Below are 14,750 nucleotides of genomic sequence, written 5' to 3'. Positions count from 1 at the left end.
TTGGTTTTCAAATGGAAACAGTCCATGAGCGAGATGGATGATCTGGCGGCGTTTGCGGTATTGATCGAAGCGGGCAGTTTCACTTTGGCAGCGCAGCAATTGGGTTGCAGCAAAGGGCAGTTGTCCAAGCGCATCAGCCTGCTCGAGACGCGGTTTTCCGTGGTGTTGTTGCAACGCACCACGCGCCGCTTGAGCCTGACGGCGGCGGGGGCGGCGCTGTTGCCGCAAGCCCAGGCGTTAGTTGTACAAGTGGAAAGGGCGCGTCAGGCATTGGCACGGTTGAAGGACGACATGGCCGGGCCGGTGCGTATGACGGTTCCGGTCTCGTTGGGGGAAACTTTCTTCGATGGCTTGTTGCTGGAGTTTTCCCAGCAGTACCCCGAAGTGCAGATCGAACTCGACCTCGACAACAACTATCGTGATTTGTCTCGCGACGGTTTTGATCTGGCAGTGCGTTCCGAAGTGGGCAACGACGAGCGCCTGGTCGCACGACCCCTGTTGGCCTGGCATGAGCTGACCTGCGCCAGCCCGGCTTACCTTGAGCAGCACGGCGAGCCGCTGACACCACAGGCACTCGCCGAACATCAGTGTTTACTCAACAGCCACTACAGCGGCCGTGAAGAATGGCTTTATCACCAGCAACACGAGTTATTGCGGGTGCGTGTGTCGGGACCGTTCGCCAGCAACTATTACAGCCTGTTGAAAAAAGCCGCATTGGGTGGCGCGGGTATTGCGCGGTTGCCGTCCTACCTGCTGCAAACGGAATTGGCTGACGGGCGTTTGCGCTGGCTCCTGCGCGATTATCAGACGCGTCGCATGCCGATGTACCTGGTGCATCCGTATCAAGGTGGGTTGCCCAAGCGCACGCAGGTGCTGGCGGATTATTTGATTGGCTGGTTCAAGCGCAGTGGGGAGGCGCTGGACCGGTTGTAAGCCATCACACAGTCTTTGTAGGAGCCGGCTTGCTGGCGATAGCGGTACAACATTCGAATACGATGTTGACTGATCCACCGCTATCGCCAGCAAGCCGGCTTCTACAGGGGATTTTCGTTGTCTGGGGGATTGGGGCAGGCACAAAAAAAAACGGCCCGAAGGCCGTTTTTTTGTTTACCGCGAGGGCTCAACCACCGAGGTACGCTTCGCGCACTTTCGGGTCGGTCAGCAGCGCTTCGCCAGTGCCTTGCATCACCACCCGGCCGTTTTCCAGCACATACGCACGGTCAGCGATTTTCAGCGCCTGGTTGGCGTTCTGCTCTACCAGAAACACCGTCACACCGTCCTTGCGCAGTTGCTCGATGATGTCGAAGATCTGCTGGATGATGATCGGTGCCAGGCCCAACGATGGCTCGTCAAGCAGCAACAGCTTGGGCTTGCTCATCAGCGCACGGCCGATGGCGAGCATTTGCTGTTCGCCGCCGGACATGGTGCCGCCGCGCTGGTTGAAGCGTTCTTTCAAGCGTGGGAAAAGTCCCAACACCTTGTCCATCTGTTCCTGGTAATCGCCCTTTTCGGTGAAGAAACCACCCATGGAGAGGTTTTCTTCCACGGTCAGGCGAGCAAACACCCGACGACCTTCCGGCACGACAGCGATGCTCTTGCGCATGATCTGCGACGAGCTCTGACCGACGAGCTCTTCGCCCATGTAGCGGATGCTGCCGCTGTGGGCTTGCGGCGAACCGCAGAGGGTCATCAGCAGGGTCGACTTGCCGGCGCCGTTGGCACCAATCAGTGTCACGATCTCGCCCTGACGGACTTCGACGTTGACGCTGTGCAGCGCCTGGATCTTGCCGTAGAAGGTGGAAACGTTTTCGAATTGCAGCATTTACGCTTCCCCCAGGTAGGCTTTGATCACTTCAGGATTGTCGCGGATCTGTTCCGGCGTACCGTCGGCCAGAGGCGTGCCCTGGTTGATCACGACGATGTGGTCGGAAATGCTCATGACCAGTTTCATGTCGTGTTCGATCAGCAGCACGGTGACGTTGTGCTCTTCACGCAACATGCTGATCAGCGCCTTGAGGTCCTCGGTTTCCTTCGGGTTCAGGCCGGCAGCCGGTTCGTCGAGCATGAGGATCCGCGGGCGGGTCATCATGCAACGAGCGATTTCCAGGCGACGTTGCTGACCGTAGGCCAGGGTGCCGGCCGGACGGTTGGCGAATGCCTTGAGGTTGACCTTGTCCAGCCAGTACTCGGCGAACTCCATGGCTTCGCGTTCGCTTTTGCGGAAGCCCGGGGTCTTGAACAGGCCCGCCAGGAAGTTGGTGTTCAGGTGACGGTGCTGGGCGATCAAGAGGTTCTCGACCGCGGTCATGTCCTTGAACAGGCGCACGTTCTGGAAGGTTCGCACCACGCCTTTGAGGGCGATCTTGTGGCCGGGCAGGCCTTCGATCGGCTCGCCGTCCAGCAGGATGCTGCCACCGCTCGGTTTGTAGAAACCGGTCAGGCAGTTGAACACGGTGGTCTTGCCGGCGCCGTTGGGGCCGATCAGTGCCACGACCTGTTTCTCTTTCACGCTCAAGGCTACGCCGTTGACCGCCAGCAAGCCGCCGAAGCGCATGCTCAGATTGTCTACTTTAAGAATCTCGCGGCTCATTTGCGCAGCTCCATGTGAGGACGTTGCATGGGCAGCAGACCTTGAGGACGCCAGATCATCATCAGCACCATCAAGGCGCCGAACATCAACATGCGGTATTCACTGAACTCACGCATCATTTCCGGCAACAGGATCATCACTGTGGCGGCGAGTACGACGCCCAGTTGCGAGCCCATGCCACCCAGCACCACGATGGCGAGGATGGTCGCCGACTCGATGAAGGTGAAGGACTCCGGTGTCACCAGGCCCTGACGCGCGGCGAAGAAGCTGCCGGCGAAACCGGCGAAGCACGCACCGAGGGTGAAGGCCGATAGCTTGATGATCGTCGGGTTCAGACCCAGTGCACGGCAGGCGATCTCATCTTCACGCAACGCTTCCCAGGCGCGGCCCAGGGGCATGCGCAGCAAGCGGTTGATGACGAACAGCGCAAACAGTGCGAGGAACAACGCGACCAGGTAAAGAAAGATCACCTTGTTGATCGAGTTGTATTCCAGGCCGAAGTACTCATGGAACGTCTGCAGGCCTTCAGCCGCTTTACGCTCGAAAGTCAGGCCGAAGAACGTGGGCTTCTCGATGTTGCTGATGCCGTTTGGGCCACCAGTGATGTCGGTCAGGTTACGCAGGAACAGACGGATGATTTCACCGAAGCCCAGGGTCACGATCGCCAGATAGTCGCCGCGCAAACGCAGGACCGGGAAACCGAGCAGGAAACCGAACGTGGCCGCCATCAGGCCGGCAATCGGCAGGCAGATCCAGAAGCTCAAGCCGTAGTAATGCGACAGCAGCGCGTAGCTGTAAGCGCCGACGGCATAGAAACCGACGTAACCGAGGTCGAGCAGACCGGCCAGGCCGACCACGATGTTCAGGCCCAGGCCGAGCATCACGTAGATCAGCACCAGCGTGGCGATATCCACCGCCCCGCGGGAGCCGAAGAACGGCCAGACCAGCGCACCGACGATCAGCGCGATGATGATCCAGCGCTGGGTGGTCGGCAGGGTCAGGAAATTACTGGCCTTGGCCGGCATCACCGGCAGGTTGGGCGAGGATTTCCAGGCCGAGCTGATCTGCTGGTCGAACAGCACCCGCAGGAACATCAGCACCGAGCACACGGCGATGGTGATCAGCGTGGCAGTGCTGGTGCCATGGACTTCGAGGTTGATGCCGACAATGGTCAGCTTCAGACCGAGTACCGGGTAGGCGACAGCCCACACCAGCAAGGCGCTGAACAACGCCTGTTTAAGATTCCTAGTCATACTTTCTCAACCTCCGGACGGCCCAACAGGCCGGTTGGCCGGAACAACAACACCAGAACCAATAGGCCGAACGCCACGACGTCCTTGTACTGGTCGCCGAAGATATCGGCACCAAAGGCTTCCGCCACCCCAAGCACGATCCCGCCGAGCATGGCGCCGGGGATGCTGCCGATTCCGCCCAGTACCGCTGCGGTGAAGGCCTTGAGGCCGACCAGGAAACCGGCGTTCGGGTTGATCACGCCGTATTGCATGCTCAGCAGCACGGCCGCGATGGCCGCCAGCGCGGCACCGATGACGAAGGTCAGGGCGATGATGTTGTTGGTGTTGATACCCAGCAGGTTGGCCATCTTGATGTCTTCGGCACAGGCGCGGCAGGCGCGACCCAGGCGAGAGCGGGAGATGAACAGCGTCAGGCCGAGCATGGCGACCAGGGTCACCACGAACACCACGATTTGCATGTAGGAAATCAGCACTTCGTGTGCGCCACCTGGCCCGATGGCGAAGTTGCCGGGGATCAGGTTGGGGATGGATTTGTCCTTGGAGTCTTGCGCCAGCAGAACCGTGTTCTGCAGGAAGATCGACATGCCGATGGCGGAAATCAGCGGGATCAGACGGTTGCTGCCGCGCAGGGGGCGGTAGGCGATCCGTTCGATGCTGTAACCGTAGGCACTGGTCACGACAATGGTCGCGAGGAAAGCGGCGGTCATCAACAGCGGAACACTGTCGAGTCCCAGCATGGCCAGCCCGGCGATGGCGATGAACGCCACGTAAGAGCCGATCATGTACACCTCGCCGTGGGCGAAGTTGATCATTCCAATGATGCCGTAAACCATCGTATAGCCGATGGCGATCAGGGCATACGTGCTGCCAATGGTCAGACCATTAACCAGCTGTTGGAAGAAGTGATAGATGTCAGGCATTACAGCGCTCCTAAAAACCTGATACGCATTTCACTGGTGGAGTCATTTTCCCGCTCGAGCCCCGTGGATCTGCATCCACTTCGAACGCGAGGTTTGCCAGCGAACCGCTGATGACGGTTTTGAGATTTTCAGGTGGGGAGACTGGCGGATCACGCCAGCGCGGCCCAATACGTTCGTAAAACAAAGCCCACGGCACGCCGTGGGCTTTATTGGCAGTCAGTCAGGCAACGCCTTACTGAGGCTTGGCTTCAGTTTTTGGTTTGCCGAAGTGCCACTCGTAAACCACAAATTTGAAGTCTTTCAGGTCGCCCTTGGCGTCGAAGCTCAGGTCGCCAGTCGGGGTCTTGAACGTGCCGGCGTGGATAGCTTCAGCCACTTTGGCAGAGTCTTCGCTCTTGGCAGCCTTGATGCCGTCAGCAATCACGGTCACAGCCGAGTAGGCCGGGAACACGAACGGACCGCTCGGGTCTTCTTTCTTCGCTTTGAACGCATCAGCCAGGGCAATGTTGGCAGGATCCTGATCGAAGGATTTCGGCAGGGTTACCAGCAGGCCTTCGGAAGCTTCCTTGGCGATCTGCGAAATGGAGTCGTTACCCACGCCTTCCGGACCCATGAACTTGGCTTTCAGGCCTTTTTCCTGGGATTGACGCAGGATCAGGCCCAGCTCCGGGTGGTAGCCGCCGTAGTAGACGAAGTCGACGTTGGCTTGCTTGAGCTTGGAGACCATCGAAGAGAAGTCTTTGTCGCCGGCGTTGATGCCTTCGAACACGGCAACCTTGACGCCTTTGCCTTCCAGGGTTTTCTTCACGGCGCTGGCGATGCCTTCACCGTATTGCTGTTTGTCGTGCAGAACAGCAACGATTTTCGGTTTCACGAAGTCGGCAATGTAGTTACCGGCGGCAGGGCCCTGGGCGCTGTCCAGACCGATAGTACGGAAGATCATTTTGTAACCGCGATTGGTGATGTCCGGGCTGGTGGCAGCCGGGGTGATCATGATCACGCCTTCGTCTTCGTAGATGTCCGAAGCCGGTTGAGTGGAGCTGGAGCACAGGTGACCGACCACGAACTTCACGCCGTCGTTGACGACTTTGTTCGCGACAGCCACCGCTTGTTTTGGATCACAGGCGTCATCGTATTCAACGGCTTCGAGTTTCTTGCCGTCTACGCCACCCTTGGCGTTGATCTGTTCGATGGCCATTTTGGCGCCACTGAACTGCATGTCGCCGTATTGGGCTACAGGACCGGTCTTAGGGCCGGCGATGCCGATCTTGATGGTGTCAGCTGCGAACGAATGGCTGGCAACCCCGGCCAGAACCATAGCGGCAAACAGTTTGGAAATCTGCTTAGTAGCCTTAGTCATAGTGCTCCACTCTTACTGTTGTAGTTTTTATAGTCCTGGCGCCGTAGCAGCAGAACCGGGTCAGATATCTTCGATATCCTCCGGAAAATGCCCCCGGCAACTGTACCGGTACAGTGTAGAGCGCCGATTGTTAGCCTGGGAAGCTGGCGCCAGGGGGCAAAATCAGGAGGTGTCGCTTTTTTGAAAGAAAAAGACAGAATTGCGGCGGGGGCTTCAGCTGAAATATCAGCAATCCTTGGCTTTCCTGCAGTTTTCAATCGGTAACTCAATTGCATCCGGGTTTTTCTGCCAGACCACCGACGTTATCATCCACGTCGATTTCTTTTCCGGACAGGACCCATGACTCAAGAACCTAGCACCCTCTATGCCAAGCTGCTTGGTGAAACCGCATCTATTACCTGGAAAGAGCTGGAGCCGTTCTTCGCCAAGGGTGCCCTATTGTGGGTCGATCCTGGTCTGGATTTGATCGCTGCGGCGGAAGCGGTGGCGACGGACGAAGGCGAGAAAGTGGCTGCCTGGCTGGCCGCCGACGAGGTCGCCAAGCTGTCTGAAACGCGGGCGCTGGATCTTTTCGAACGTGATCCGGAGTTGTGGGCAGTGGTGGTTTCGCCGTGGATTCTGATCCAGGAAAGGGCGACGAAGTGAATCTATGCACCTAATTAGTGCGAGAGTTCCATCGATAAAAGTGTGTAGCCGAGTAGCGTGATGGCATGTTGCCGTAGAGAAAGGCCACAGAAGGGTCTTGACGAGGGTGACGTAAACGTAACGGGAACAGTTTATTGAGCAGCCTGCGGGCTGCTTAATTGTTTCTGGATGTTGGAATTTGCGGTGGATGTGAGGCCGCATTCGCGGGCAAGCCCGCTCCCACAGTTGATCGAGTTCTTTCATAAGAGTGCGATCGAATGTGGGAGCGGGCTTGCCCGCGAATGCGACGCTGCGGTGTCGGATCAGACCGAAAACGTCTTGCCAGTATGGTTATTGAGGGAAATAACCTTGGTCTTGCCAATCCGGTGACGGTAGATCTCGCGCAGGTACTTGATCGCCTTCTTCACGCAATCGCGCGACAGGCGAATGTCATTGATCGAGACGAACTTGTCCTTGTCGCTGATCAGCTCACGGTACTTTTTCTCGTACATCGGTTTGATCGCATACCAGTTGGTATCGAGAATCTTCGCCGGGTTTTCGAACTCGTTGAGCAAGTCGTCGATCAGGCCTTCGTCAAACTCTTCATTGATGATGAAGTCCAGGATCGAGTTATCCAGCGTGTCGTCGAAACGGTACGGGTTCTTCGCGAAGCAGCGCTTGATGAACGCGACGATCAGCGTCAGGAAGTCGTCCGACAGGCACGGGCTCTTGGCGATCAACGTGGTCAACGACAAGTTGGCCGACGCGCCGATCACCAAGGCATAACGCTTGAGCGTGGTGTTCGGGAACAGGCTGTTGAGGTGAGTCTTCAACCGGTTCAGGTCCATGTAGGACAGTTTGTAGTCCTTCGGCAACGACACGATCGAGACCACCGACGAGCAGTTCTTGAAGAAGTGCAGGTCGTGCAACGCGGCCGCGTCATAACCGGAATTCTTGTACTGCTCCAGCGACGCCCGATAGCGCTTGGATTCGATCGGCAACAAGCTGATGCCTTCGATGGCCTGTGTGACCTTGTTGAAGTGCGGCAGGTCGATGGAGCGGAAGAACAGGTCATCGATGTTCAGGCGCTGCGGTTCTTTCTCGAACACCTTGAACTTGTCGCTGCTCGGCGGCGGCGTTTCCGGCACCACCGATTCGGCGTAGGCAATCGCCACCGGACCGGCCAGACTCATGAACAGGTCGTTGGCATCGAGGCGAATGGTTTCGCCGATGTCGATGCCGGCGCGACGGAAATAGTTCTGGTCGTAGTCGGTCGTGACCGCCTGCGCCGTCAGAATGTTGAAGATCTGCTGCGAGATGTACTGGTTGGCGTGCTTTTCCATCGCGTTGACGTCGATGTTCTGGATGTTGCCGTCATCGCTTTCTTCGGCATAACGCATGATGTCGTTGGAGATCAGCATCATGGCGTTCCATGGGCGGATACGGCCCATGACGCTGGCTTCGCTGCTGTCTTCATTGGCGAAGTTGTAGGAGAAGTCCCACTCTTCCGACAGGTATTTGCACAGCAGGCGACCGGCGTTGATGTGCAGCGCCTCGGACATTTCACTGCGGTGATCGGAAATGTTCGGCAGTACGCAAATGCCGCTGGTGAAGATCGGCTCGAAGACGAAGGAGTGACCGCTCTTGCCGTCATGCTCGTCCATCGGCTTGGTGTCGAACGTCTTGTTCATGTACGAGTGCTGCTGGGCCAGGCCGAATTCCGAGGCCATGCCCGAACCGGTACCGCCGCCGGCGCTGAAGATCGAGAAATACAGGCGCGACTGGTTGGCCTTGATGCCGCAGCTGTCGATCAGGTACGAGTGAATCATCTTCCAGTCCGGGCTGGAAAAACGCTGGGTGTCCTTGTTCAGGATGATCTTGGCCAGGTACTGGCCGAGGATCGGCGCGTTACCGGCACCACCGGCGTGGACTTCCGACAAGTCCATGATTTTCATTTTGCTGTAGTCACGCAGGAAGCCGCTTTTTTCGCCCTTGCGCGAGAAGCGGATGCGACCGGCGATGTCTTTGTCCAGGTCGCCGAGCATCACCAGCGGCTCGACCAGGAACACCGGTTTGGTGGCCTTGTTCGTCCCCAGGCGCAGGTTATTGCGAATCCACTGCGCCGGGCTGTAGCCCTTTTCGGCATAGCGTTTGTCCGGCGACAGGCGGTCTTCGTTGTTGAATTCATTGAGGTAGAACTTGCGGGCGTTGTACACCAGCTCCGCGACGTCCAGCGCAATGTTCGAGCCGCAGCGACCGAGGCCGATCAGGCACACCGACGGGAATTCCTGATCGCTGTGCTGTTCGTTGTCGCCTTCCAGGTGCGGCGGGCGCGGGAACACCAGGTCACGCAGGCCATCGAGGTTATCGAGGATGCGGTCCGTGTTGGTCTCGGTGAAATACAGGTATTGCTGAGTCGCCAGCGGGCGCGACGGCGTCAATGGCTTCGACGTTGCGGGGCTGTTCGCCGCGGGGCTCAGCGTCAGATCGGATATCGCAGTGGCGGGATTGTTTTTAGAAGTCATTGTGCGCCATGTACCTGGGCTGGTCGGTCGGGCGACTGCTGTCGTCGAGCCGTCACGGATGGGTTCTCGCGTCTTTTTTTGCGCGTCATTGGCCCAAGCGTCAGGGGGTTGGCCTGAGCATCACTCGGGGGAATCCTTTCCTTAGTCATGATGAATCGGCCAATATTTGGCGATCTTTAATCGAAAAGAAGGCCAAATGATGTCAACGCTACCTTCGTTGGGTTTTGCCGGGATCGGCCTGATGGGTTTGCCGATGTGCCGGCGCCTGCTGGCGGCGGGTTATCCGCTGACGGTGTGGAACCGTAATCCGGACAAATGCGCGCCGCTGGTCGAGGCAGGCGCGCGACACGTCGCCACGCCTGCCGAGCTGTGCCAGCACGCCGATGTGCTGATGGTGTGTCTGGCGGACACGGCAGTGGTGCGCGAAGTGGTGTTTGGTCCGGGCGGGATTGCCGAAGGTGGGAAAAGCGGTCAGTTGCTGGTGGATTTTTCCAGCCTGGAACCCACCGCGACGCGGGAAATGTCCGCGCAGCTGGCCGGTCAGGCCGGCATGAGCTGGCTGGACGCTCCGGTGTCCGGCGGTGTTGTCGGCGCCGAGGCCGGCAGCCTGGCCATTATGGTGGGCGGCGAAGCGGCGGACCTTGAGCGCGTCAGGCCTGTTCTGCTCAGCCTCGGCCAGCGCGTCACCCATATGGGCGCGGTCGGGGCGGGGCAGGTGACCAAGGTCTGTAATCAGATGATTGTTGCCTGCAATGCCCTGGTCATCGCCGAAGTGGTGGCGCTGGCCGAGCGTTCCGGTGTGCAGGCCAGCCTGATCGCCGAAGCCCTGGCGGGCGGTTTTGCCGATTCGAAACCATTGCAGATCCTCGCCCCGCAAATGGCCGAAAGCCGCTTCGAACCCGTGAAGTGGCACGTGCGTACGCTGCTCAAGGACCTCGACACTGCGGTGAAATTTTCCCGTGAACAGGGTTCGGCCACACCCGTCAGCGGATTGGCCGCACAACTGATGCGCCTGCATGGGGCTCAGGGCTTTTTGCAAAAGGACCCGTCAACGTTAGTGCAGTTGTACCGCGAGCCAGACTCAGAGGGTTGAAGGCGCGCGTGTGTTTGCGCTGGTTGATCTCGTTCAGCACCGGACGCAACTCCGCCAATGGCACTGGACGACTGAGCAGGTAGCCCTGCACGAAATCGCAGCCGTTACTCTCGAGAAACGCGAATTGCTCAGGGGTTTCGACGCCTTCGGTGATCACCTTTAAATGCAGGGTGTGGGCGATGATGATGAGCGCCTGGACAATTTCCATGTCCTGGGTTGCCGTGGGGATGTCCTGGATGAACGATCGATCGAGCTTCAGCGTAGTGAGTGGCAGGCGCTTGAGGTAGGCCAGTGACGAGTAACCGGTGCCAAACTCGTCGATCGACAGCGACACACCCAGGGCGCGAATCCGGCGCAGTAGCCCCAACGTCTTGTCGAGATTGCCCATCAACGCATTCTCGGTCATTTCCAGTTCCAGCCGTTGCGGCGACACCCCGGCGCCCCGTAATGCGTGATCGATTTCGTCGACCAGTTCCTCGCGTGCAAGATTCAGGGGTGAGCAGTTCAGCGCGATATGGAGATCTTCGCAGCCTTGGCGCGACAGCTCGCTCAGGTCCTCGCAGGCTTTGTGCAGCACCCAATTGTCCAGTTCGGCGATCAGGCCGTTGGCCTCGGCGATGGCGATGAACCGATCCGGTGCCAGCAACCCGTGGACCGGATGCTGCCAACGAATCAGCGCTTCCAGCTTGCTGACCTGGCCGGTCTTCAGGTCATAGATCGGTTGGTAATAGAGCATCAGCCCGCTGTCGTCGCGAAGGGCGTTGCGCAGCTCTTCTTCCAGTTGCAGCTCCAGAGTGGCATGGGTTTTCAGGTTGGCATTGAAGAAATGCAGACCGTTGCGGCCACTGCGCTTGGATTGATACAGCGCCAGGTCGGCGTTTTTCAGCAACTCTTCGCACGTCTTGCCGTCTTCCGGAAACAGACTGATGCCGATGCTGGTGGTCATGACCATGCAGCGCCCGGCCAGCTCGATGGGCTCCTTCATTTTCAGCATGATGCGCTGGGCCATGAGCCGTGCTTCTTCGCGATCGCGCAGATTGATGAGGACGCAGAATTCGTCGCCACCGAAGCGCGCCACCACATCTTCGTGGCTGCGCACCGAGCTCTTGATGTGGCTGGCCAGGACCTTGAGCAGTTCGTCGCCGGCGTGATGGCCGAGGCTGTCGTTGATCCGCTTGAAATGGTCGATGTCCAGAAACATCACCGCCAGCATGCCGCCTTCACTGGTTTTCTGGAGCAGCTTCTCGGCGAAGATCTGGTTGAAGCCGCGCCGGTTGATCAGGTTGGTCAGGGCATCATTGTTCGCCATGTGCTGCAGTGACATGCGCGCCTGGTCCAATTGACCGAGCAGTGTATTGACCCGTTGCAGGTCGTGTTCCTTGTGTTGCAGTTTCTTGTCCGCCAATGCCGCGCTGATGCTGCTGCCGATGATCAGCAGCGTCATCACCGCCACCGTCAGTCCCAGTTGCACATGATTGTTGTCACCGGGCAGCGGCTGGAGGCTGTTGTCGGGCAGCACCAGGTCGAGTGCTGCCATACCGGTGAAGTGCATGCTGACGATGCCGGCTCCGAGCACCAGGCTGGCGGTGTATTTGAGGTGTTGATGAAACGCACCACTGCCATCGCGCAGATGGCTGGAAATCAACAATGCGGCGAGGCTGGCGCCAATGGCGATCACGATCGAGAGGGTAAACAGAACGGGATGGTAATAGGCCGTCGCATTCGAACGCATGGCGGCCATGCCCACGTAGTGCATGGTCGCGATGCCCAGGCCGATCCACACCGCGGCCCGCAGGTATCGCCGGAAACTTACATGTGGATGGCTGAGGGTGTGCATCGCCAGCCATGAGGCCGTCAACGCGAACAACAGCGAGGTCAGGGTGACAGGCATTTGGTAATGAATTTCGATCGGAACCTGGAACGCCAGCATGCTGATGAAGTGCATGGCCCAGATACCACCCGCCAGACACGCGGCACCGACCCAGCGCCAGAGTCGTTGGTTCGCGGATTTTTCTGCATGGCGGACCCGTTCGGTCATGTCCAACGTGGCAAAGCCGGCCGCACAGGCCACCACATAGGCCAGCAACACCAAAAAAGGGTTATGCGCACAGTTGAGTACGACCTGACCGCTCTCTGGCAGTTGAGTCGTGAAATGCAAACCAAGCAACTCCATCGCTTGCCCCATCTCTGAGTCATTCTTGCTGGCGTCATGAACGCTGGCGAATGCTCTGGAGTATAGAGGCCATGTACAGAGTGCAAGGGGTGCTGGCACATTGATACTTAAGTTTTTGGCATTAGTCCTATAGCGTTTGGCACTAAAGCCTTATGCAATCTGCTCATAGGGCATTTCGTACGCGGGTAATAGGGCAGGCAACCCGAACGCTGCCCGTGCCGCATCGCAATCCACGTTCGCCTCGCCATTGGCCCAGGAGGCGTCGAACTCCCGGCAGGTACTGGAGCGCTGGTCGTAGATTGAGCATTGCACGGTGCTGCCCACTTCACCGACCAGCCCGATGCAGCGGGTGGGTTTGCAGTCTGTGCCGAGCATGGCCACGCGATTGGGGCTGATGGGCGCGACAAGCTCATCGGGCACCGTGCCCCCGGCCGAGGTGCATTCACCCCAGAAAAAAGACACGCGAAAATGGGAACAGCAGGCACCGCAATTCAGACACGGACTGGCTTCGGACATGGGCGATAATCAAAGGAGGGTGGGGGACGATGGGGCGGACAAGGCCGCTATTCTAGGCTTCGCAACGGGCTTTGGAAGGGGGTGCGAAAGGTATTTTTCTACGTGTCTCACGGCTATTGAACAACGCTTTTACCCTGTAAACACTGGGCTTTCGCGGTCTGCAGGGCCGGGCATTGTGCGCAGGCTCGCCATGGGCTGATATCAGCCTTACGAATAATTACAGACAGCTACGGCGAGCCTGACTAGATTGCAGGTTCCGGGGACGGTGAGGCCCCAATAACAATAAAAGAGACGGACTCATGCAGAACTCGACCCAAGCGGCGAATGCCTGGCGCATTCTGTTCCTGCTGTTCCTGGCCAACCTGTTCAATTTCTTCGACCGCACCATTCCGGCCATCATCATCGAGCCGATCCGCATGGAATGGCACCTCAGCGATTTTCAACTGGGGATCATCGGGACCGCATTCACCATCGTCTACGCGATTGCCGGCCTGCCTTTGGGGCGGATGGCCGATACGGGCTCACGCGCCAAACTGATGGGCTGTGGCCTGGCGGCGTGGAGCGCGCTGACCGCCGTTAACGGGCTGGTGGGCAGTTTCTGGAGTTTCCTGATCGTGCGCATGGGCATCGGTATTGGTGAGGCCAGTTATGCACCGGCCGCCAACTCGCTGATCGGCGACCTGTTCCCGGCCCACCGTCGCGCGCGGGCGATGGGTATTTTCATGCTGGGCCTGCCATTGGGTCTGTTGCTGGCGTTCTTCACCATCGGCTGGATGGTCAAGGCCTTCGACAGCTGGCGTGCACCGTTTTTCATCGCGGCAGTGCCGGGGCTGGTCCTGGCGATCTTCATGTTCTTCATCAAGGAGCCGAAACGCGGCGCGGCCGAAAGTGTGCAGGTCTCGCAGGAACGTGTGGACCGGCCGATCCATCGGGTGTTGGCGGTGCCGACGTTTCTGTGGCTGGTCATGGCGGGGCTGTGTTTCAACTTCGCCACTTATGCCTGCAACTCTTTTCTGGTGCCGATGTTGCAGCGTTATTTCCTGATGCCCTTGCATGAGGCTGCCGTGGCCACCGGTGTCATCGTCGGCGTGACAGGGCTGTTCGGCCTGACCCTGGGTGGTTGGGTCGCGGACAAGATTCACCAGCGCGTGGCCAATGGACGACTGCTGTTTGCCGCATTCAGCCTGATCATCTCGACGGTGTGCACCGCTTGGGCGTTGCATGCGGGACGGATCGAAATCGGAGTGTTCGTGGCAATGTTCAGCGTCGGCTGGTTGTTTGCCTACAACTTCTACACCTGCGTCTACACGGCAATTCAGGACGTGGTTGAACCGCGCCTGCGGGCCACGGCCATGGCGTTGTTCTTTGCCGGGTTGTATTTGCTCGGCGGTGGATTGGGGCCGGTGGTGGTGGGCGGTCTGTCCGATCACTTTGCGCACACGGCCATGCTGGCGGCCGGTGCCGAGCAGATGACCGAAGCGTTCAAGGCCGTCGGCCTGCATGACGCGATGTACCTGATCCCGGTGGCGCTGTTCTTTACGATGGTGTTTCTGTTTCTGGCATCGCGGTGTTTTGTGCGGGATGCGAAGCGGATGAAGGATGGTTTGGTGGCGGTGGTTGAACCGCAGATACCGGCGGTCACCGCGTAGAAAAATTGGAATAGAGAACCTGTAGGAGCCGGCTTGCTGGCGATGAG

12 protein-coding genes are annotated in these 14,750 nt (G+C 58.7%); 4 read left to right on the top strand and 8 right to left on the bottom strand.

The window, feature by feature from the left end; translation table 11 throughout:
- Window positions 1–24 precede the first annotated feature (24 nt).
- On the top strand, window positions 25–933 hold the full coding sequence (locus PMI01S_RS19755) for a LysR family transcriptional regulator (protein ID WP_084321766.1): 909 nt from the start codon (window positions 25–27) through the stop codon (window positions 931–933).
- Window positions 934–1,120: 187 nt separating this feature from the next.
- Here the strand turns inward: PMI01S_RS19755 and PMI01S_RS19750 are convergent, their stop codons facing one another.
- The 5 genes from PMI01S_RS19750 to PMI01S_RS19730 form a co-directional block, all read right to left on the bottom strand.
- Entirely contained in the window at window positions 1,121–1,822 is a 702-nt protein-coding gene (locus PMI01S_RS19750; protein WP_008034381.1) for an ABC transporter ATP-binding protein, read from the bottom strand.
- The gene (gene livG, locus PMI01S_RS19745; RefSeq protein ID WP_048393925.1) at window positions 1,823–2,590 is read right to left on the bottom strand and encodes a high-affinity branched-chain amino acid ABC transporter ATP-binding protein LivG; all 768 of its coding nucleotides are present in this window, start codon (window positions 2,588–2,590) and stop codon (window positions 1,823–1,825) included. It abuts the gene before it with no gap.
- Window positions 2,587–3,843 (bottom strand): high-affinity branched-chain amino acid ABC transporter permease LivM, encoded by a 1,257-nt coding sequence (locus tag PMI01S_RS19740; protein WP_008034379.1) that lies wholly within the window; start codon window positions 3,841–3,843, stop codon window positions 2,587–2,589. Before PMI01S_RS19740 ends, livG begins: the two co-directional genes overlap by 4 nt.
- Window positions 3,840–4,763, bottom strand: a complete 924-nt coding sequence (gene livH / locus PMI01S_RS19735) for a high-affinity branched-chain amino acid ABC transporter permease LivH (protein ID WP_084321765.1) — start codon at window positions 4,761–4,763, stop codon at window positions 3,840–3,842. Before livH ends, PMI01S_RS19740 begins: the two co-directional genes overlap by 4 nt.
- 232 nt (window positions 4,764–4,995) lie before the next feature.
- Window positions 4,996–6,123 (bottom strand): branched-chain amino acid ABC transporter substrate-binding protein, encoded by a 1,128-nt coding sequence (locus tag PMI01S_RS19730; protein WP_084321764.1) that lies wholly within the window; start codon window positions 6,121–6,123, stop codon window positions 4,996–4,998.
- A gap of 339 nt (window positions 6,124–6,462) precedes the next feature.
- On the opposite strand from PMI01S_RS19730, the gene PMI01S_RS19725 reads away from it, so the two are divergent.
- The gene (locus tag PMI01S_RS19725) at window positions 6,463–6,768 is read left to right on the top strand and encodes a DUF2288 domain-containing protein (protein WP_084321763.1); all 306 of its coding nucleotides are present in this window, start codon (window positions 6,463–6,465) and stop codon (window positions 6,766–6,768) included.
- A gap of 302 nt (window positions 6,769–7,070) precedes the next feature.
- Here PMI01S_RS19725 and PMI01S_RS19720 read toward each other — a convergent pair whose 3' ends face one another.
- Complete coding sequence (locus PMI01S_RS19720) at window positions 7,071–9,272, bottom strand: hypothetical protein (RefSeq protein WP_084321762.1); 2,202 nt, start codon at window positions 9,270–9,272, stop codon at window positions 7,071–7,073.
- A gap of 196 nt (window positions 9,273–9,468) precedes the next feature.
- Between PMI01S_RS19720 and PMI01S_RS19715 the strand changes: the two genes are divergently transcribed.
- On the top strand, window positions 9,469–10,365 hold the full coding sequence (locus tag PMI01S_RS19715) for an NAD(P)-dependent oxidoreductase (RefSeq protein WP_084321761.1): 897 nt from the start codon (window positions 9,469–9,471) through the stop codon (window positions 10,363–10,365).
- Here PMI01S_RS19715 and PMI01S_RS19710 read toward each other — a convergent pair.
- Window positions 10,256–12,538 carry a putative bifunctional diguanylate cyclase/phosphodiesterase gene (locus PMI01S_RS19710; RefSeq protein ID WP_084321802.1) on the bottom strand — a complete coding sequence of 761 codons (2,283 nt, stop codon included), beginning with the start codon at window positions 12,536–12,538 and terminating at the stop codon, window positions 10,256–10,258. The two genes, PMI01S_RS19715 and PMI01S_RS19710, sit on opposite strands and share 110 nt — an antisense overlap.
- A 150-nt stretch (window positions 12,539–12,688) precedes the next feature.
- Window positions 12,689–13,054, bottom strand: a complete 366-nt coding sequence (locus PMI01S_RS19705) for a YkgJ family cysteine cluster protein (protein WP_084321760.1) — start codon at window positions 13,052–13,054, stop codon at window positions 12,689–12,691.
- A 299-nt stretch (window positions 13,055–13,353) separates the two neighbouring features.
- Here PMI01S_RS19705 and PMI01S_RS19700 point away from each other — a divergent pair, with 299 nt between their 5' ends.
- Window positions 13,354–14,703 carry a spinster family MFS transporter gene (locus PMI01S_RS19700; RefSeq protein ID WP_084321759.1) on the top strand — a complete coding sequence of 450 codons (1,350 nt, stop codon included), beginning with the start codon at window positions 13,354–13,356 and terminating at the stop codon, window positions 14,701–14,703.
- Window positions 14,704–14,750: the final 47 nt, after the last annotated feature.

The sequence above is a fragment of the Pseudomonas migulae NBRC 103157 genome (genome assembly GCF_002091715.1).
In the GTDB taxonomy this organism is placed as follows: domain Bacteria; phylum Pseudomonadota; class Gammaproteobacteria; order Pseudomonadales; family Pseudomonadaceae; genus Aquipseudomonas; species Aquipseudomonas migulae_A.
Note: the sequence above shows the minus strand (reverse complement) of the source record. Positions and strands in the feature narration are given on the sequence as shown.

Coding starts and splice junctions, on each gene's coding strand:
- PMI01S_RS19750 (WP_008034381.1), bottom strand. CDS start 1,822: ATGCTGCAATTCGAAAACGTTTCCACCTTCTACGGCAAGATCCAGGCG.
- livG (WP_048393925.1), bottom strand. CDS start 2,590: ATGAGCCGCGAGATTCTTAAAGTAGACAATCTGAGCATGCGCTTCGGC.
- PMI01S_RS19715 (WP_084321761.1), top strand. CDS start 9,469: ATGATGTCAACGCTACCTTCGTTGGGTTTTGCCGGGATCGGCCTGATG.
- PMI01S_RS19730 (WP_084321764.1), bottom strand. CDS start 6,123: ATGACTAAGGCTACTAAGCAGATTTCCAAACTGTTTGCCGCTATGGTT.
- PMI01S_RS19725 (WP_084321763.1), top strand. CDS start 6,463: ATGACTCAAGAACCTAGCACCCTCTATGCCAAGCTGCTTGGTGAAACC.
- PMI01S_RS19710 (WP_084321802.1), bottom strand. CDS start 12,538: ATGGAGTTGCTTGGTTTGCATTTCACGACTCAACTGCCAGAGAGCGGT.
- PMI01S_RS19755 (WP_084321766.1), top strand. CDS start 25: ATGAGCGAGATGGATGATCTGGCGGCGTTTGCGGTATTGATCGAAGCG.
- PMI01S_RS19720 (WP_084321762.1), bottom strand. CDS start 9,272: ATGACTTCTAAAAACAATCCCGCCACTGCGATATCCGATCTGACGCTG.
- PMI01S_RS19705 (WP_084321760.1), bottom strand. CDS start 13,054: ATGTCCGAAGCCAGTCCGTGTCTGAATTGCGGTGCCTGCTGTTCCCAT.
- livH (WP_084321765.1), bottom strand. CDS start 4,763: ATGCCTGACATCTATCACTTCTTCCAACAGCTGGTTAATGGTCTGACC.
- PMI01S_RS19740 (WP_008034379.1), bottom strand. CDS start 3,843: ATGACTAGGAATCTTAAACAGGCGTTGTTCAGCGCCTTGCTGGTGTGG.
- PMI01S_RS19700 (WP_084321759.1), top strand. CDS start 13,354: ATGCAGAACTCGACCCAAGCGGCGAATGCCTGGCGCATTCTGTTCCTG.